At 34.4% G+C, this 20,541-nt stretch carries 14 protein-coding genes; 1 reads left to right on the top strand and 13 read right to left on the bottom strand.

Annotated features, from left to right (window positions below):
• Nucleotides 1–37: 37 nt before the first annotated feature.
• The 13 genes from SOM12_RS13105 to SOM12_RS13045 all read right to left on the bottom strand — a co-directional run bounded on the left by SOM12_RS13105 (nt 38) and on the right by SOM12_RS13045 (nt 18,972).
• Complete coding sequence (locus SOM12_RS13105) at nt 38–571, bottom strand: YcxB family protein (protein ID WP_320493743.1); 534 nt, start codon at nt 569–571, stop codon at nt 38–40.
• Nucleotides 572–809: 238 nt separating this feature from the next.
• A complete protein-coding gene (locus SOM12_RS13100) occupies nt 810–1,553 on the bottom strand; it encodes a rhamnogalacturonan acetylesterase (protein WP_320493742.1) in 744 nt (247 codons plus the stop codon).
• 250 nt (nt 1,554–1,803) lie between these two features.
• Entirely contained in the window at nt 1,804–3,159 is a 1,356-nt protein-coding gene (locus SOM12_RS13095) for a glycoside hydrolase family 28 protein (protein WP_320493741.1), read from the bottom strand.
• A 72-nt stretch (nt 3,160–3,231) separates the two neighbouring features.
• Nucleotides 3,232–5,208 (bottom strand): pectate lyase, encoded by a 1,977-nt coding sequence (gene pelA, locus SOM12_RS13090; protein WP_320493740.1) that lies wholly within the window; start codon nt 5,206–5,208, stop codon nt 3,232–3,234.
• A gap of 31 nt (nt 5,209–5,239) precedes the next feature.
• Complete coding sequence (locus SOM12_RS13085) at nt 5,240–6,829, bottom strand: glycoside hydrolase 43 family protein (protein WP_320493739.1); 1,590 nt, start codon at nt 6,827–6,829, stop codon at nt 5,240–5,242.
• A gap of 155 nt (nt 6,830–6,984) precedes the next feature.
• A complete protein-coding gene (locus SOM12_RS13080) occupies nt 6,985–8,205 on the bottom strand; it encodes a glycoside hydrolase family 88 protein (RefSeq protein WP_320493738.1) in 1,221 nt (406 codons plus the stop codon).
• A gap of 22 nt (nt 8,206–8,227) precedes the next feature.
• Nucleotides 8,228–9,433, bottom strand: coding sequence for a glycoside hydrolase family 88 protein (locus SOM12_RS13075; RefSeq protein ID WP_320493737.1), 1,206 nt, complete (start codon nt 9,431–9,433; stop codon nt 8,228–8,230).
• A gap of 9 nt (nt 9,434–9,442) precedes the next feature.
• Nucleotides 9,443–10,663 (bottom strand): glycoside hydrolase family 88/105 protein, encoded by a 1,221-nt coding sequence (locus SOM12_RS13070; protein WP_095930786.1) that lies wholly within the window; start codon nt 10,661–10,663, stop codon nt 9,443–9,445.
• Between the two features lie 4 nt (nt 10,664–10,667).
• Nucleotides 10,668–11,633 carry a DUF4861 family protein gene (locus tag SOM12_RS13065; RefSeq protein WP_320493736.1) on the bottom strand — a complete coding sequence of 322 codons (966 nt, stop codon included), beginning with the start codon at nt 11,631–11,633 and terminating at the stop codon, nt 10,668–10,670.
• 14 nt (nt 11,634–11,647) lie between these two features.
• Complete coding sequence (locus SOM12_RS13060) at nt 11,648–12,586, bottom strand: alpha/beta hydrolase (protein WP_320493735.1); 939 nt, start codon at nt 12,584–12,586, stop codon at nt 11,648–11,650.
• Between the two features lie 100 nt (nt 12,587–12,686).
• On the bottom strand, nt 12,687–14,360 hold the full coding sequence (locus tag SOM12_RS13055) for a RagB/SusD family nutrient uptake outer membrane protein (RefSeq protein WP_095930789.1): 1,674 nt from the start codon (nt 14,358–14,360) through the stop codon (nt 12,687–12,689).
• Nucleotides 14,361–14,373: 13 nt separating this feature from the next.
• A complete protein-coding gene (locus tag SOM12_RS13050; protein ID WP_320493734.1) occupies nt 14,374–17,502 on the bottom strand; it encodes a TonB-dependent receptor in 3,129 nt (1,042 codons plus the stop codon).
• 30 nt (nt 17,503–17,532) lie between these two features.
• The gene (locus SOM12_RS13045; protein WP_095930791.1) at nt 17,533–18,972 is read right to left on the bottom strand and encodes a glycoside hydrolase family 28 protein; all 1,440 of its coding nucleotides are present in this window, start codon (nt 18,970–18,972) and stop codon (nt 17,533–17,535) included.
• Between the two features lie 289 nt (nt 18,973–19,261).
• Between SOM12_RS13045 and SOM12_RS13040 the strand changes: the two genes are divergently transcribed.
• A complete protein-coding gene (locus SOM12_RS13040; RefSeq protein ID WP_320493733.1) occupies nt 19,262–20,290 on the top strand; it encodes a LacI family DNA-binding transcriptional regulator in 1,029 nt (342 codons plus the stop codon).
• Nucleotides 20,291–20,541: the final 251 nt, after the last annotated feature.

The following is a 20,541-nucleotide window of genomic DNA, read 5'->3' as shown; positions in this document are numbered from 1 at the left end:
ATAATAAGGTATTTTTGATATTATTATTAAAAATGGATTAGACTTTTATCACGTGCATGACATGCTTTTCAACAAATGAAACCAATTCTTCAATCTCTTGACAATTGTGATCTTTCTTTGAAATAGAAATGATATAAGCATTTCTTTCTTTTACGTAGAGAAATAAGAAATTTTTAGTCGAAATAACTTTTTCAATTTTTGTCCATTTATGTTTTAATTCTCTTAACGGAGATCGAACACAAACATCAGAATAAGTAAAAGTGAGTTTATATCTGCTATAAAATTTGTTATACTGGATAAGCCATTTTGTTAAGCAGAAAATCGTTCTAGATATAGCATCCAGAAAAAAGAATTGAATGATCACCAAAAAAACAAGTGTAACCAAACAACTTATCAGCCACTGAAAAAAATCGGCTTCATTAATAAAATCAAGAAAAAGCATCACTAATGCAACTACAAAAAAAACATATATAAGACGCTCCTTAAAGAAGTGTTCAAAGTACATTTTGTTAAGTTTTCTAATTTCAGAAATATTCAACTGAAACTCTAATGAAAAATTAGCCGCTTTCATAATTTTTGTTTTCTTAGGTATATTATTCAAAGCAAAAGTATATCAACAAAAAAGTCTTAAATAGACTTAGAAGCTTTTATAATATTAAAATAAGGCTAGATTTATTTCTTTAATCTTTGATCTATACTTTTTTTATCTTCTTTTATATTAAATACTAAAAAAACAAAAGAGGAAACAAAAAGAAAAAAGGGAAATGCAAATTTCCCTCTCTATTCATTGTCTTAATTTTAAAATGTTTTTACTTAATTCCGCTTTTAAGATTCTTTAGCGAAGCGTCTTTCGAAAGCTTAATTTGGTTAATTACAATTTCAGCAATTTTATTTGCTCCTAACAAGGAAAGGTGCGTATCATCAGCTTTATCTGTATTATAAAAAGCATTTTCTCCCGCTTTGAAATGGAGATGAAGCTGTTTTGATTTTTCTGGCCCGTAAGATTGCTCTAATAATTCGGTGTAGTATTCTAAATCTATAAAAGGCACATTATATTCCTGTGCGACCAATCGAGTTTCTAAAGGATAATCGCCATGTGTAGGTACCAAAACGCCTTTTTCGTTAAAGTTACGTCTTGAGATGGAAGTTAATAATATCGGAATAGCACCTTTTTCTCTACTTTCTTTTACAAAACGAATCAGATTGTATCTGTAAGCTGTATGCGGATTGGTAAATCGTGCTGAGTCTTCAATTTTCTGATCATTATGTCCGAATTCTATAAAAACATAATCTCCTTTTTTAAGTTTGTGATAAACAGAATCCCAGCGTTTTTCATTGATAAAGCTTCTCGTGCTTCGTCCGTTTACCGCTTTATTGATTACTGTTATGTTTTCTTTGAAAAAAGGCTGTAATACCTGAGCCCAACCATGTTCTGGATTTTTGTCCGGATCTTTTTTATTTGCCATTGTAGAGTCTCCAATGCAATACAAAGAGGTTTTTTGGGCAAAACTTACTGTGGTGATAAGTAATGTTAGAAAGATATATTTTTTCATTTTCTTTTATTTTTTTAATGCTGAGTGGTTTTATTGCGAAGTGTTTTTTTAACGCAAAGTGCGCTAAGGTTACACAAAGTTCGCTAAGTTTTTTATTCTTTATTTACTTTGTCAATGAGGACACAAAGAATCTTTGAATCTCTGAACCTTTGAGCCTTTGTCTCCTTTTATTAAACCTTTGCGAACTTTGCGCTTTCTTTGTGCACTTTGCGTTAAAAAAAACGCTTAGCTATAAAATGAGGTTAAAAATCTAATGTTTTGAAACTGCTGTAGGCACTGTTGCTCTTTTACCTATAAAAACATCTGTCATCAAGACGTTTTCTGCGTTTTCATTCGAGAGCGCATTTTTGGCTTCTTTGATTTCTATGTTTTTTAAAGAGATATTCTTGATTTTTTTATCTGCAAATCCCTGAATTACAATACCAGATTCTGACGCTTTGTTACAGGTAATATTAGAGAAATATACATTTGATATCTCTGATTGATAGCCTTTTCCTTCTCCGTGATAATTTGCTGTAATGTATAGACAATCTTCTACTTGGTCTAACTGGATATTTTGAACAAATATATTTTTGATATAGCCTCCGCGATCGGCATTGGTTTTTAAATAAATGCCTCTTTTTAAATATCCTGCCGTTTTGCAATTTTCTACAAATACATTCTGAACTCCAGCCGACATTTCGCTGCCAATTACTACTCCGTGAAGTCCTTTAAAATTACAATTTCGTATCACAATATTCTCGCTAGGCGTTGCTGCATTAGCTCTTCCTTCATGATCTCTTCCTGCTTTTATGGCAACATTGTCGTCTCCGTTGTCAAAAGTCACATTTTCAATTAAAACGTCTTTTGCGTATTCTGGATCGATTCCGTCATTATTGTGATTTAAGGATTTGTAACTTATTCCGCGAATGGTAATACTTTCTGATTTTAAAAGATGCAGACACCAAAACGGCGAATTTTCGATTCTGATATTTTCGACTAAAATGTTTTTACAATTTAAAAACTGAATCATTTGTGGTCGTAAAAAATAGCCTTCTCCAAATTTTCTTTCCTCTAATGGCATATTGTTGTGATTCATGTCACGGCTTCGGTTTTTACCGTCGTTTTCTTTTGCTTTAAAAGTTTTCCAGTTCTTTCCTCCTTCTCCATCAATTGTTCCTTCTCCTGTAATCGCTATATTGCTGCAATTATTAGCGTAAATCAACGGACTGTAATTATACAGCATTGTACCTTCCCAACTTGTTAAAACCAATGGCAAATAATCTTTCGGATTGTCGCTGAATTTAATCTTTGCTCCTTTTTCTATTTTAAGATTAACATTGCTTACAAAATGAATTGGACCATTAATTTTATAAATACCTTTTGGCACAATTATAGTTCCGCCGTTATTCTTTTTACACAACGCCATTGCTTTGTCAAAAGCCTTTTTATTATCAGCAACAGAATCACCTTTTGCTCCCAGTTTTAAAATATTTATCTGATAAGCAGGTATTGTCGGAAGCTGAATATTCTTTACAATTGCATCTACTTTTGCTGATGGAAAATCTCCATTTTGTGCAAAACAAGCGCTGGAAAGAAGTATTAAGAATAGATATTTTATATTCATGTTTTTATTTTTAGTTTTTAGTCTCAGTTGCAGTATTCAGTGCAAACCGTGACTGAGACCGAATTCTGCGACTTACTTCAAATACCAGTTTGCAGTCTTATCTTTTAGAATATTTTCTATAGAATACTGTCCTGCTTCTTTTTTGGAAAGCTGATGCGACCACTTCACTCTTTTAGATGGCTGAAAACCCTCGCCCGTGCAATTGTATTCGGCATAAAAAGCTTTCTTTTCAGCTTCTGGTTTAGACCAATTTTCCCAACCCTCTGGCTTTATTTGTTTTCCCATTTCGCAGTTTATAAAAACTGTTTTAGCATAAATACGCCACGGCCTTCCTAAATATACCTCTTTTGCCTCTGGGCTTGCAGTCAGTTTACAATTTTTGAAAACAAAACCAAACGAAGTTCCTTCGGGGGTTGAAGCAGCTGTGATATAAGAGCTTTTGATACTGTGAATCGTACAGTTCTCAAATAAGGCGGTTGCGCCTCCAAAAATAAAATCTGTTGTGCCTTCTATATAACAATCCTTAAAATATTGCTTTGCCTCTTTTCCAGACAAATACAACGTATCTTGATTTCCTAAAAGATTACAGTTAATAATTTTAGCGCGGTTGGCTACAACAGACAACGCAATAGCTTGTCCATGCTCACCAGAAGTATTTTTAATCGTTAGATTTGATGCCGTAAAATCGTCCCCTTCAACCAAAAGTGTGTAGGTATAAAAAGTACTATTTCTGCCTAAAGCTATTTTTGAAAAATTATCATCAAAAGTAATAATGGTATTTTCTTTACTTTCCCCTTTCAGAAATACATTAGTATTCCATTCCGGAATTCTAACTTTTTCGTTGTAGATTCCGTTTTTAATAAAAATAGTAACTTTATCATAAGGAAAAGCGGGTGTTGCATAAATTGCATCCTGAATTTTGGTAAAATCTCCCGAACCATCTTGCGCTACAGTAATATAATCTACAATTTTCTTTTCGGCTGCCCCTACTTTTGTACCGTTTTTAACTGCCCAGTCTGGAAATTTTTTTAAAACTTCCTCTGGTGCATCTGAATACCATGAATAGCCATTTCTTCTTTCTGATCCTATTTGATCCAATGATTTTTTCTTAGTTCCGTCACGGTCACAAAAGAAAGGTTCATTGGTTTCCAAATCCATAAATCTTGCCCAGATAGGTTTGGCATTTACTGCTGGAATCATTTTTTTATCTACAATTTTTCCGGCGTCATTTAAAACTCTTTTTTCTTCTAAATTGGTAATTTTAGTTTTTTGAAACCATTCTACCGCACTTTTTACAGCGGTAACAACTTCTCTTGACGGTTTGTCAATCGACATTAAAAGCAATACTATTTTTGTTGATTCATAACCGCTTAACGAAGCCAATTCAAAAGCTCTTGCATTTGCTGGCGCCAAAGTCACTTCATCATGCTGCGCGCACCAAGCGGTTAAAACACCATTTTGCTTGTATTGTGTTTTTAAAATACAATCGATTCCTTTATCAAATGATTTTCTGCATTTTTCCACAATTTCTTTTGATGGTTTAATGCTGTAATAATCAGTTTCGTCTGCAACGGCTTTTATTACATTCATAATATTAACCATCGAATCATCATTGTAGGTAATGTGCGTATAATATCCTTTTTTTAACGGATAAAACTGAGGCCATCCTCCGTTTGCATATTGAGCCTCCAGCAGATAATTTAAGCCTTTTAAGAAAGATTCTCTATAACGTTCGTCTTTAACCTGCGCATACATTCTAGACATAAAAAGCATTTCCTGACAAGTTGCTCCGTTGTCTGTAGTAGTTTCTACAGCTGTTTTTTTAAGAGCAATCAAATCTTTTTTCTGCTTTTCGGTCAGCTCATCCTGCATTTGAATATTCTTTGGCCAGCCTCCAATATCTCTTTGGTAGAGCAGTACATTTTCTGCTACTCTTTTCGCGTCTGCGTTTGCAAACCAAGCGACATCACTCTTGCGAATAACATCTGACCATCTTTTATAAGTATTCTGAGCATTTACAGCAAAACTGCAAAGGCATAAAAAAAGCATTATTTGTTTTTTAAACTGTATCATTTCCAACCTATCTTGTTACTCTGAACCAATCAACAGCAACATTCCCCGAATCATTTTTAATTATCTCACCCAAAGCAAAAAGTCCGACTTTCGCTCCAATCCATTTTCCTTCTTTAGCAGTAAAATCTTTTCCTATGGTTTGGTAATTTTTATCGTCTAAACTATACGAAAAACTACAGATCGCACCTTTGCTAATTTTTACTCTTAAATAAATTGTATTTTGCTCAATTAATACAGGCTTGGTTTCAGTCTCTGAAACCGTTTTATCAAAAGTTCCTGTTTTCTGATTCAGATATAATTTTCCGTTCTCATTTTTGAAATTCAGATAACTATAATCTAACCCCATAACGATCAAACCTGTACTTTCTCCATTTAATCTTGCATTAAAAGTCAGTTTTGTAGTCGCCGTAAATTCTTCTGCTGGAAATTTTTGCAAGAGTAAATTCGGAGCATTAAAAATATTTTTGGTTGTGGTATTGCAAAACAAATTCAAATAACCCAAACTAGTTGGAAAACCAAAGTTGGTCTGTTTATTTGCCTGCCATTGCCATTGCAATCCTAATTTTGGCTCGTTAAATTCATCTGAAGTTGCTGGAACTTCAATCGGATATTTTTTGCCAACATTTGGTTTCTTGTACGTTGTTACGGGCTCACCTATTCCATTTTTATCAAAATCTTCTCCCATAACCGGCCAGTCATTCACCCATTTCATTGGCTGCAGATGCACAATTCGGCCATAAGCGCCTTTATCTTGAAAATGAAAAAACCAATCTTCGCCTGTCTGAGTCGTTACCCAAGCCCCTTGATGCGGCCCATTTATTGCGGTCGAACCTTGTTCTAGAACCTTCTTTTTTTCATAAGGTCCGAAAACATTTTTCGATCTTAAAACAGTCTGCCATCCTGTTGGAACTCCTCCTGCTGGTGCAAAAATGTAATAATATCCATTTCGTTTGTAAAATTTTGGCCCTTCAATTGTGCCTTCGCTTTCGTGTCCGTCAATAACCATTACTTCATCATTATTCACAACGGTTCCGTCTGGATTCATGCTACAAACGACTAGCAAACTTTTAATTTGAGCACGACTTCCTGCAAAAGCATGCACCAAATAAGCTTTGCCATCATTGTCCCAAAGCGGACTCGGATCAATCAATCCAACACCTGCTTTAACTAAAAGTGGCTCAGACCAAGGACCTTCTGCTTTTTTAGCTTTTATCATATAAATTCCGAAATCTGGATCTGGATAATAGATGTAAAATTCGTTGTTGTGATAATTGATGCTTGGCGCCCAAACTCCGTTTCCGTGCTGTACGCTATTGTAGGTTTCAAATGGAGGCTGTTTAGCTAAAGCGTAGCTTATAATTTTCCAATTTACCAAGTCTTTTGAATGTAAAATCGGTAACCCTGGAATACAATTAAAAGAAGAAGCTGTCATATAATAATCATCGCCTACGCGAACAACATCTGGATCTGAATAATCGGCATGAATAATCGGATTGGTGTATGTTCCGTCTCCGTTATCTGGCGTCCAGACTTGTGCGGTATTCTTCTGGAAACAAAAAATGGAAAGAAGAAATAGGATGATTTTTATATTTTTCATTTTTAACTGTTTTTTTTATTTAAACCCGACAGGTTTTAGAAACCTGTCGGGTTTGTCACTTGTTTTTTCTGTGAGTAATTTCTTTGCGATGCTTCGACTTCGCTCAGCAAGACAAAGTAGAGCATCATAACTCCAAACTCATAACTTTAAAAAAATTATCTGTTCAATTCCAAAGCGGCCAAAATAAATGGCCCTGTTGCTTTAGGATCATTGTCTTTTTTTCTTTCGTTTACGTAATATTCGTAAGATCCATCACGATATGGATTCCCGCCTAAACCTGCCACTTGGCAACAGTTTGTTAGCGTAATTCCTCCATCTTGATCTACTTTTTTGATTAATACAGTTGTTAACCCGTCAAAAGCTTTGTTGGCTGCTTTTTTAAATTTAGCTGGCAAATATCCTTTGTTTGCTCCTTTTGCAAAAGCATATGAAAACATTGCAGATCCAGAAGCTTCTAAATAATTGTCTTTTTCACCGCCTTTGTCTGTAACTTGATACCACAATCCAGATTTATCTTGGAATTTTAGTAAAGCCTCAGAAACATTGTTTAAATACTGAATCAACTCTTTTCTTTTTGGATGATCTTTTGGCATGTAATCTAAAACATCAACCAAAGCCATTACATACCAGCCCAAAGATCTAGACCAGAAGTTTGGAGAGTTTCCTGTTTCTTTATTTGCCCAAGGCATTTGTTTGCTTTCGTCCCATCCGTGGTATAATAATCCCGTTTTTGGATCTGTTGCTTTAAGCTGAATCAATTCGAATTGTTTCGCGATATCATCAAAGCTTTTTCCGTTTTCGAATTTAGCTGTGTATTCTGCGTAGAATGGCTCTCCCATGTACAAACCATCCAACCACATTTGATTTGGATAAATTTGTTTGTGCCAGAATCCTCCGCTTTGTGTTCTTGGCTGTTCTGTAAGCTGTTTGCGAATTAGTTGCAATGCTTTTAAATATTTATCTTCTTTTGTATAGGCATAAACATCAAAAAGCAAACGTCCTGGCAATACTAAGTCAATATTGAATTTATCAAATTCGTATGTATTAATGTTTCCGTCAGGTTGCACCAAATTATCCACATACCCTTTTATATAAGCTTTGTATCTAGGGTCTGGATTTTTTTTGTATAATTCTTCAATTGAATGCAATACTAAAGCGTGAACGTAATCCCACTTTGGTTTTTTAGCGTCGTCGATCATGTATGCCTCTGGATGGCGTTTCATCAATGTCAAGGCCATTTTATCAGACCATTTTGCATTTTTCCCAATCACAATCTCTTTTGCTGGTTCCTGCGATGTTACTTTACAACTTGTAATGGTCATAAAACAAGCCATCAAAATCGACATAAAATAACTTTGCTTTCTACTATTTTTCATTTCAAAATTTATTTAAATTCTACTATTTTTCTAATTCAACTGCCGCTAAAATAAAAGGACCTAATCCATGCGAATTATCTACTTTTATTTTTTCGCTTATATAATATTCGTAAGAACCATCTCGATAAGGATTTCCACCTAACCCTGCACTGGCACAAACTTGAGTAATATGTATTTCTCCGTCTGGATCTACTGTAACGAGTTTTTTTGTAATTCCGTCGAATCCTTTTTCTGCCATTTTTTTATAGCTTTTTGGCAAATACCCTTTTTTTACTCCTTTTGCAAATGCATAAACAAACATTTCAGAACCAGATGCTTCAAGGTAATTTCCTTTTCTATTTCCAGCATCTGTAACTTGATACCATAATCCTGATTTATCTTGATATTTTGCAACAGCTTTCGAAATCTCATTCAAATACTGGATAAGTTCTTTTCTTTTCGGATGTTCTTTTGGCATAAAGTCCAACACATCAACCAAAGCCATCATGTACCAGCCTATAGATCGAGACCAAAAATTGGGAGATGTCCCCGTTTCTTTATTCGCCCAATCCATTTTTTTACTTTCATCCCAAGCATGAAAAAGAAGACCCGTTTTTGGATCTAAAGTATGCTGGTGAATCTGCTCAAACTGTTTTGCAATATCATTGAAGCTTTTTCCTTGCTCAAACTCGGCTGTATATTGTGCATAAAAAGGAGTTCCCATATACAATCCATCCAGCCACATCTGATTTGGGTAAATCTTCTTATGCCAAAACCCACCAGAATTTGTTCTCGGATGCGTTTCCAATTGTTTTCTTAAAACCTGCAACGCTTTAAGATAACGATCATCTTTTGTTTGTTTATAAATTTCAAAAAGTCCTTTTCCAGCATTTATATAATCAATATTGTAATCTTCTAATTTATAATTTAGAATATCGCCAGAATTGTTTATAACTGTTTCGTAGTACTCTTTAACGTAATTGAAATAAACTGGATTTTGTGTTTTATTGTACAGATTCTCAAAAGCAGTCATAATAAGACCAAGCTTATAATCCCATTTTGGTTTTTCGTTATTATCAATCTGCCAAGCTTTTGGGTCACGCTTCATAATAGAAAGAGCCATTCTTTCAGACCACTTCAAGTCTTTAGATATAACAATTGTCGTTTCTTGAGCTCTTGCATTTATAAATGAAAAAAGCAGCCCCATAATTACAAACAGTAAACCAAAATATTTTCTCTTTTTATCCATAAAAAACATTTATTTATCTAATTCGATTGCACTTAATAAAAAAGCCCCCAATCCAATTGCACCGTTTTCTTTTGTTTTAGAAACTAGATAATAATAGTTTGTTCCATCACGGAATGGTTTTCCGCCCAAACCTACATTTGATGAAACATTCAAAACATTCACTTCTCCTTTTTTATCTACTTTCACAAATTCTTTTACAAAACTGTCAAATGATTTTTTAGCTGTGGTTTTGTAGCTTGAAGCCAAATAGCCTTTATTGGCACCTTTTGCAAAAGCATAAATAATCATTCCAGAAGCTGATGGTTCTACATAATTTCCGTACAATTCTGGTTTATCAGCAACTTGATACCAAAGTCCTGTATCACTTTTGTATTGATTCACGTTTTTTGCAATCTGATTCAAATACTCCACCAGAACTTTATGTTTTGGGTGCGATTTCGGGAAATAATCTAATGTTTCGACCAGCGCCACCATGTACCAACCAATTCCTCTTCCCCAGATTGTAGGCGAAGTTCCCGTTTGTTTATCTGCCCACGCAATCTCTTTACTTTCATCCCACGCTTGGTAAACCAAACCTGTTTTTTGATCTACAAGATGATTCTGAACCAATTCAAATTGTTTCGCAATATCATCCAGACTTTTTCCCTTTTCGTACTTAACAGTAAACTGCGCATAAAAAGGTTCTGCCATATACAAACCGTCAATCCACATTTGGTTTGGGTAAATCTGTTTGTGCCAAAATCCTCCGCTTGGTGTTCTCGGCTGACTTTCTAACTGATTTCTAAGCTGCCCAATAATCTTCAGATAGCGAGAATCTTTTGTTATATCATATAAATTAAACAGCAGTTTTCCCGGATTTAAACAATCAATATTATATTCCTTAACATCATATTTTTTGATATTTCCCGTACTGTCAATCATTCCATCAACATATTCTTTGATGTAATTCAGGTATTTTTTATTGTTTGTTTTTTGATATAATTTTTCAAATCCCAACAATACAAAACCCATTTTATAATCCCATTTTGGTTTTTCATTTCCGTCAAGCTGCCAAGCATTCGGATATTTATTTAAAATAGAAAGTGCCGTTCGTTCCGACCATTTTAAGTCGTAAGGAATAACATTGTTTTCTGTACTTGTTTGATTTTGCGCATTGATTTTATTTCCAAAAATCAGCAGTAAAACCAGAATGTTTCCAAAAATGAATTTTGTAGAAAGAGATTTACGCATAAAATTACATTTTGCTTTTTTTATTCAGCACTTCTAATTGTTTATCTAAATATTGTGCAAATTCTTCTTTTGTTTTGATTCCGTTTACTTCTTGCTCCCAAGCCCCTAAAAGGTAAAAAGTCACTGCTTTTGTACTTGGCTTAAAAACTAAAAGATAATCTAAATCTGTATCTGCAATATTTTCGATAGTACTAATTTCATAAAAAATTGCCATTCCTAACTTGTCTGGCACCAAAGATTGTTCTCCGTACGTTGCCAAATATGCCCATTTTTTATTTTTGCTTTCTTTTTTAAGCAATTCACCCGTTTTTGTCTTTACAATTCCTGTACAAATTCCTTGTATTGCTTGCGAAGCTTTAATTGTATGTTGTGTATAAAGCTGATCTGGTTTGATTGTCAATTCTGAAATAAAATCAATTTTATCTGAAGCTGTTTTCCATCCATAGTAATTTACTTTTACTGTAGATTCGTTCGACTTATTAGCCACTGTTGCAATTGTTGAATCTACTTCACGGAAGTGCAATTTTTCGCTGTTTAAATAACGATCGATAGAACCAATTCCGATTCCTTTTCCTGCTTTTAAAATATCAGCTCCCCAATCGCTCATATTGTGATAAGAATCAAATCCGTCTTGCCCTACAAGTGGAAGAATATTCTCTGAAGTCTTTTTTCCGAAGATATCGATAGCATTTCTCCAGTCTAAGTACAAACGGTATCCAATTCTGTTATTTTCCCAGCCTGGCCCTTCGTAACGAATGTCGAAAGAGTGATCTGTATGCTCAGGAGCCAATTTTAATCGGTCCACATTTTTAAAAACAGTTCCGCCTTTATACTTTCTTCCTTCCCATTTTCCGTCTGTTTTTGCAGATATTTCGGCGTAAGTTTTGTTCGTCTTAATATCGTATTTCTGCGCGTTTATGGCAGTTAAACCCGCGAAAAATAAAATTGCTGTGGTGATTTTTGCTTTCATTTCTGTATTCTAAATTATTTAAAAATTTTATCTAAAAATCGTACGCTGTACGTGATTGTTTGTGTAAACCAAGGATCATAAAACCAAAATGAATGTGGCGAATCTGGAATAGTCTGCACTTCATTATAGATTTTATAATTGTTCAAAATCTTGATCATATCATCTCTTCCTGCATGAAATCTCGGAATACTGCTGCAGATGTATAATACGGGTGGCGTATTTTTGTCTGTATGACTTAGTGCAGAAGCATTTTTCCAATTTTCTGGTATCTCATCTGATTTTCCTCCTAGCCAAAATGCTGCCATATCTCCTTCTGAGGATTCTGGATGCTTGAATGCCAAAACGCCGTCAACATCTATTATGGCATGAACTTTTGAAGAAGACCGGCTTTTAAAATTTTTATCTTCAAAAAGCGGATAATTATTTGTTGTACCAATCAAAGCTGCCATTTGCCCTCCCGAAGAACAGCCTAAAACCGCAATTTTGTTTGGATCTACATTAAATTTCGCCGCATTGTCTTTAATAAATTTTATCGCATTCTTGACATCAATAACACCATCAGGATATTTTGCTTCTAATGATAATCTGTATTCGATTGCAAAACAAGAATAGCCTTTTGCCGCAATTTCTTTTCCTATAAACTGCATCTGGCTTTTGTTTCCCGATCTCCAACCTCCGCCGTGAATCATAATCACTGCAGGATTTTTTTTCTTTTTTGTGTTGATAAAAGCATCAAAATTCAAAACACGATCTTGCTCTTTATTGTAAACCAGATCAAACATTTCTTTGACATCTGGATTTGCTTTTATTTCTGGAATTGTAATAAACGCATGCTTCTTAATTAACTTAGTGTAAGTGCTTTTTATAGTATACGACGTATCTACCTGGTACTGCTGACTTTGCATTACAAGGACATTAAAAAACAACACTAAGATTAATTTAATTTTTTGCATTTTTAATCTTTACTTTTTAGTTAAGAAAGGAGTTCGACCAATAGTCAAACCCCTTTTTAACTACTTCAAAAAACATAGTTCTCAAAAAACTAACAAATTACTAATAACCAGGATTTTGAGGAAAATCTTTATTCTGATTCAAATCTAAAGCTGATTGTGGAATTGGTCTTAAAATTTTAAGTTTTCCGTCTATACCAACAAAATTTGCTTCTTTAATTTTATAATTATGAGCTGAAGCTCTTGCAACTAAAGTTCCTGTACGTTTTAAGTCGAACCAGCGTTTGTATTCTCCTAATAGTTCGCGCCCTCTTTCGTCTAAGATATAGTCGATATTAAATTGAGCTGCAGTTGCATTGGCAACACCTGCTCTTCTTCTTACTTCATTTAAACGAGCTAATCCTGTTCCTGGGTTTCCTGCTTTTAAATAAGCTTCTGCTGCAACTAAGTACGTTTCTCCAAGTCTAGAAACAATAATATCTCTTGTACTTACAGGCCCGGTGCTTGATGGAGTTGTTGGATCTGGATCGTCAAATTTCTTAACTGGAATAGTATAACAATCTAAGTTTTTAATTAGCGTATGAGCTGCAGAATATTCTCCCCAAGGGTGGTAAACAAATGTCGAAGCTAATCTAGAAGCATTCGTTGTCATGTATGCCGTTTTATCTGCCGCTGTAAACCATTTTGGTTCGTAAAAATGTCTTATTTTTAAAGAAGATGGATTTGAACTTCTGTAGTACGGATAATATAAAATAGTTTTTGTAACTCCGTTTGTCGTTTCTGGTCCTTCTAAAATTTCAGTCATGAAAGTAGCATTCCATCTAGCATCCCCTTTTTCATATAAGCCTAAAGCATAATCGGTAGGACATAAATTGTAACTTCTTAATGGAGCTCCCGTTTCTGCTCCTCCTAAATAAGAACTGAAATAGTAAAACTGATTGTTACCCAATTTTGTCGGATCTGTACTTGTAGAGGCTTTATCGTATTGTACAGAAAAAATCGTTTCTGCATTTAAATCATTTCCTGGTTTAAATAGCTGGTCGAATGCAATTGCTAAAGTCTGGCCTGCAATTGCTGCATCGGCGTAAGCTGCTGCTTTAGAGAAATCATCTGCTTTTCCAAAAGTTTCATATCCTCTTGTTAAATACACTTTTGCCAACAAATCGTTTACTGCTCTTTTATTTACTCTTCCTGTAGTACCATAAGCCGTAGTTCCAACATTCGCCAAAGCAAAATCTAAATCTGCAATAATTTGTGTGTACACTTCCTCAGCAGTATTTCTTGTAAAAGATAAAACTGGAGTAGTAATATTATCCAAAACAATCGGCACACCACCATAAGTCTGCACTAATAAGAAATAAGCATTGGCTCTTAAATAACGTGCTTCACCAACAAGTGTATTTAAATTTGGTGTTTGTTCTGTAATTGTAGAATAATATACCGTCTTGTTAACCGCTTGGATCTGCTGGTAGCATGAATTGTACAAATCGGCTACGTTGTCTGAGGACGGAATTAAAAGTGTATACTGGCTTAATCCTGCTGGTTCTGGAGTTCTTCCTTCAGCATACATATCGGTTCCTGCTTCAAAAAGCCATGGGTTTCCACCATAAATTCCTTTTAGCCAAGCGTAGTTTGTGTTAACCAATAACTGAAATCCTGATGCTGTTTTATATGTTGCGTCTGCCGGTACAAAAGAGCGGCTATCTTCTTCAATATAATCACTGCAAGAACTTACAGCTGCAGCGATTATTCCTATCATTACTAATATTTTTTTCATTTGAATATCTTTATTAAAATTTAACACTTAATCCTAATTGTGTAGTTACTGCCGCTGGACGGTTTACTCCAAAAGGAGAAGCTGCCCATTCTGGATCGTAACCATCAAAATCTGTAAACACAAATGGATCTAGAACATTCACATAAATTCTGAAATTAGAAATTTTTAGTTTTTTCAATAATTCAGAATCTAAAGTGTAACCTAAAGATATATTTTTGATTTTCACGTAAGAAACATCTCTATAGTACCCAAAAAGAGAAGACCAATAAGCTCCTGCACCTGTTGCAACAGGACCTGGTCTTGGGTTTGTAGTATTTGCATTAGCTTCGATTCCTGCACCATTTGTTGGAATGAAATAATCCATTGCTATTTTTTGACGTCCTCTATCGCTTACATCGGCAAAGTTTTGGTGGAAAGTACTTAAAACAGTTTGCCCTTGACTTGTTAAGACTGAGAAATTAAAATCAAATTGTCCTACAACTAATTTAGAATATAAACTTCCTTGCCATTCTGGGTTTGGATTTCCAATTACTGTTCTATCATCTTGGTTAAATTTACCATCTCCATTTAAATCTTTTGGTCTTGCCTGTCCAGGAGCCATTCCGTAAGAGGCTGCCTGAGCCGCTTCGCTTTCTTGCCAAACTCCATCATAAACATAATTGTAATTTGGGTTTAATGGCGCACCAAGTATTAATTTGTTTCCAATATCACTTACTTTGTCCTGATTGTAAATTGACTCTAATTTATTTACGTTTTTAGTAAAAGTAAAAGTCGTTTCCCAAGTTACTTTTCCAGACTTAATGTTTTTAGTAGTCAATAAAGCTTCTATACCTTTATTGCTAACAGATCCAACATTTGCAAACGTATTTTTCCAACCTGTTTCTGATGGCAATTGCTGTTTGTAAATCAAATTGTCTGATAATCTATCGTATACGTCTATTGTACCCGTAATTCTATTTTTTAAGAATCCAAAATCAAGACCTAAGTTATATTCTCTTGTTTTTTCCCAAGTTAAATTTGGATTTGCTAAATTTTCTGACTGCCAACCTGGAATAACATTTGAACCTTGTGCATAGAATGTCTGTTGGTTTAGAAGTGCTTGAGATGTATAAGGAGCTACGTTATCGTTTCCTGTATAACCAATACTAGCACGCAATTTTAAATCTGAAACAACTGAGCTGTTTGCTAAAAATGATTCTTTACTAAGTTTCCATCCGAAAGCTAATGATGGAAAACTTTCCCATTTGTTACCTTCAGATAAAACAGATGAACCATCCCATCTAGTAGAAGCGGTAACCAAATATTTATCTTTAAACGCATAGTTTAAACGCACTGCATAAGAGTTTAAGGTATTTTTCGCAAAAGCCGATCTTATTACATAACTCGTTTGTGCGCCAGAACCCATATTATCTGTACCAACATCAAAAGGCTGACTATTAGAATACATATAAGAGTTTTCGTCTGTATTTGAATACAAACTTTGCAATAATAAAACACTTACATCGTGCACTTCATTGAAAGTATGTTTCAAATCGATTTGATTATCCCAAGTGTAATTAAAGTTGTTTATGTTTTCTAAAGTTGCTGAGTTTTTTCCGTTTAAAGTTACCCCTGCATTTGTTTGTGCTGTGTAAGCTTTAGAATTTTGGGTGTCCATAATTCCCGCAGCAAATGTCGTTTTAAACGAAAGCCATTTTAGTGGCTGATATTGGAAATACGCATTCCCTACAGTTTGCCATGTTTTTTCTGTTTGAGAAGAATTTGCAATCTCCATTAATGGATTAACTGTTGAAGTTTTATTGATAGCCCAAGCACCATTAGGATAAGTTAATTTACCTGGTAGAAAAAACAAAGTTCCAACCTGCTCATTTCCGTTTGCATCAATTGCCCAAGGAGACATTAACGGACTTAATCTGAATGCGTCTTGCATTGCCAAATCACTTCCTAATTGATTGTCTAATCTTGCAATTGTAACGTTTACTCCTGTAGAAAATTTATCATTTATTTTATGATTCAATCCTAATTTAAAAGAGTATTTATCTGTCGCATCATTTTCAATAAGACCGCGATCACTCTGGATTCCGAATCCTAAGTTATAGCTTAAACCAGAATCTGAACGTCCAGAAATATTTAAATAATTATTCTCTGTCATTCCCGATTTAAGTACAGCATCATACCAGTCAAAATTGTAACCGCTATTGGCACGAGAAACCAATAAAGGACTCTGATTTCCAGCCAAAGTAGCCAATTGTGCCGGCGTTTGGGTAAGAGGCGTTGCACTCATATAAGCAACTTGGTGAAATTTCCACCACTCTTCTCCAGACATCATTTTTGGCAATCTAGTCGCAATTTTATTTCCGTAAGAAGTATCAAAAGTTACACTAATTCCAGCTTTTGCGCTAGTTCCGCTTTTTGTTGTAACAATGATAACCCCGTTTGATCCTCTAGAACCATAAATTGCAGCAGAAGAAGCATCTTTTAAAACATCCATTCTGGCAATATCCTGTGGATTTAAGAAATCGATTCCATCCATTGGCACACCATCTACAACATATAAAGGCGAAGAACCAACCACACTTGGATTATTTGAATCTGCAATTAGGGAATTATTTCCTCTAATTACTACTTTAAATCCATCTCCTGCACGTCCTGATGAAGATGAAATCTGCACCCCAGGCGTACTACCTTGAATTGCCTCCAAAGGATTAATTGTATTTCTTTCTGTGATAGTAGCAGCACTAATGGTACTAACAGAACCTGTAAGATCTGTCTTTTTTACAGATCCGTATCCTACAACCACAACTTCTGTTAATGCGTTTGATTGTTCTGCTAAACTTACATTGATTTTAGTTTTTCCAGCAACACTTACCTCCTGTGTCTGAAATCCTAAATAGCTAATTATTAAGGTCGATTTACTGCTTGATACATTAATTTTGAAACTTCCTTCAAAATCTGTCGAAGTTCCGTTTTTAGTTCCCTTTTCATTAATGTTTACCCCTGGCAGCGACATACCTGTCGCGTCGGTAATCTTCCCTTCAATTGTTGTTGACTGTGCATAAATAGAACTGCACAGCAAAAAATTCAGGAAAAAGAAAAATACAAAGTACTTATCTTTTTTCTCAGATAATTGTTTAATACTCATGTGGTTTAAAGTTTGGTTAATTGATAGTGTTTAATTGTTGATAGATTCTACTTTTTTCTCATTGATATAGGTATTTATAAAATTTATGTTTTTTACGTTTTTTAGTAAATAGACAGAATCTACTTTCTGGATTTTTACATTTTTTAGTGTAATATTCTCCACTGGAGATGCTGCATAACCTTCTGCCCAAACGCTGTATTTTCCACCGTTTTTTACAGTTACATTCTCTAAGCTTACATTTCTGATTACTGGAATAAAGTTTCCTGTCTGAGATCCGTATACATTGTAAAACATGTTTAGTTTCAAAACACATTCTTTTACAGTTCCCACTTCTAGATTTCGCACATATATATTTTCAATGACTCCACCTCTTTTTGAATTGGTTTTGATACGAATGGCTCGATCCAAATTCGGACTATCCATGACACAGTTTTCGACAAAAACATTATTCACTCCTGCCGAAATTTCGCTTCCAATTACAACACCACCGTGGCCATCGACCATTTTGCAGTTTTGTACAATGATATTTTTACTTGGTATTGCCACTCTTCTTCCGTCTCCGTCACGTCCTGCTTTAATTGCGATACAATCATCGCCCGTATTAAAAGTGCAGTTTCTGATTAAAATATTCTGGGAATATTCTGGATCGCAACCATCATTATTGGGACCATGGCTATTAACCGTTACGCCGTCAATAATCATGTTGTTTGTTTTTATAGGGTGTAAAATCCAAAAAGGAGAATTAATAATTTTCACATCTTTTATTAAAGCCGTATTACACTCGAAAAACTCAATAAAGTTGGGTCTTAAATAACGTCCCTCACCAAAAATTCTTTCTGATACCGGAATTCCTTTTTCTGCCATATCAACCAAAACTTCACGATTTGTCGGATCATTTTGAGAAGGAATACCTTTTTTCCACCCATAACCTTTTCCGCCAGACCAAATCCACCAATTGGTGCTGTCTGCCTGACCGTTTAAAGTTCCTTTTCCTGTAACTGCAATATTGGTTTTGTTTTTTGCATATATAAGAGGAGAATAATTCATTAATTCTGTTCCTTCCCAAGAAGTATGAACAATAGGATAATCTTTTGGATTTAAACTGAAAAGAATCTCAGCATGATCATCTAAATGCAGATTAACATTATTTTCTAAATGAATGGCTCCTGTTAAGTATTTTCCGTTTGGAACCAAAACTTTTCCTCCACCATTTTTTGAACACTCTTGTATTGCTTTTTGGAAAGCCAAAGTGTTTAACGTTTTTCCATCTGCAATAGCACCAAAATCATTTATGTTGTATACTTTATCTGAGAAATGGGTTTGTGGAATGCTTTTTATAACCAAATCCATTCTTTTCCATGGATTATCTGAAGAAACTGACGAAGAGTGTCTTGCACATGATGCTATTAACAGCCCTAAAGCAGCTAAAAAAAGAATCTTTTTAAACGTGATCATCTTATTTGTAATCATTTGCACAGATTTTTCTTATTGGAATATCAAAAACATCAAGTTTTATGTAATCGATTACACGAAAGTAGAAAAATTGTTCTAAGACACCAAATTAATTTAGAAAAAAATTATATATTTAATTTTTATTACAAAAATTAATTACATTTAATGCAAAAAATTAGATAATTTATTATCATTGTAGAATCTAAAACGTTTGAGTTTTTCAATACGGTAATCGATAACAATTTTTATTACATAATGAAAAAAAATGTACTTTTGTCTAAAAATAATCTGAAAAACTTTTTTTTGAATGAGTGAAAAAGTAACTATTTACGATATTGCTGAAAAATTAAACATCACAGCTGCAACAGTTTCCAGAGCGTTAAACAATAATCCTAAAATAAAGGAAGCAACGCGAGAGCTGGTAATCAAAACTGCTGCTGCGATGAACTATAAGCAAAACAAACTTGCGCTAGCTTTGAAAAGCGGTAGAAGTAATAATATCGGAGTTATTGTTCCGCGTATTGATAGCAATTTTTTCGCGTCTGTAATTCGAGGAATCGAAGAAGAACTTTATCCTCACGGCTATCAGGTTATTATTTGTCAGACGCATGAAAGCATTAAAAGAGAAAACGAAAATCTCCATACATTAGTAGATGCACAAGTAGACGGAATTATGATGTCGGTTACGGGTATTTCAGATGAAAATGACAGCGCTTTCAGAAATGTTTTAGAAAAAAATGTACCGTTGATATTTTTTGATAGAAGCAAACACATCGATGGCGTAAGTTCTGTAACCATTAATGACTTTAAAGGTGGTTATTTAGCCACAAAGCATCTAATAGATGAAGGCTGCAGAAATATTGCTCATTTCTCTGGAGATCAATCGTTAGACATATTCAAAAACAGGTTTTTAGGATATAAACAAGCTTTATTGGATAACGGACTTTCTTTTAACGAAGAGTATGTTATTTTTACTAAAAGTAGCGTAGAGGCTGGTAAAGATGCTGTCGATAAACTTTTACAGTTGCAAACTCCTCCTGATGCTATTTTTTCTTCGAGTGATTTTGCTGCTTTAGGAGCAATACAAGAGTTAAAAGAACGAAATATTAGTATTCCTGATGAGTTTTGTGTTGCCGGTTTCAGTAACGAACCTTTTACTAAATTCATGGAACTATCGATCACCTCTGTAGATCAGTCGCCATTAGAAATGGGAAGAATGTCTGCGCGTGTTTTCTTAGAACAGGTTGACAAAACAGATACGATTAAAATAGAGAAGAAAGTTGTTCTTGCTCCAGAATTACATATTCGTAAATCTTCTACAAGAACTAATTTTTAATATTATTTTTACCATATAAGTTATATAAGCCCATTTTAGAATGGGCTTTTTTTATGCAAGCTTCGGAGAAGCGAAATATTTATAGATAAAAATTAGTCATCGAGAATAAAGCTCCAGAGGAGCGACATATTTTTTTGCAACCTAAATATATGTCGCTCCTCTGGAGCTTTATGTTGTAACCGGCTAATCTTTTGCTATAAATATTTCGCTCCTTCGGAGCTTTCTCATAAAAAAACAAGAGATGCACGACA

This window comes from Flavobacterium sp. CFBP9031, from assembly GCF_034044945.1.
GTDB lineage: Bacteria > Bacteroidota > Bacteroidia > Flavobacteriales > Flavobacteriaceae > Flavobacterium.
Note: the sequence above shows the minus strand (reverse complement) of the source record. Positions and strands in the feature narration are given on the sequence as shown.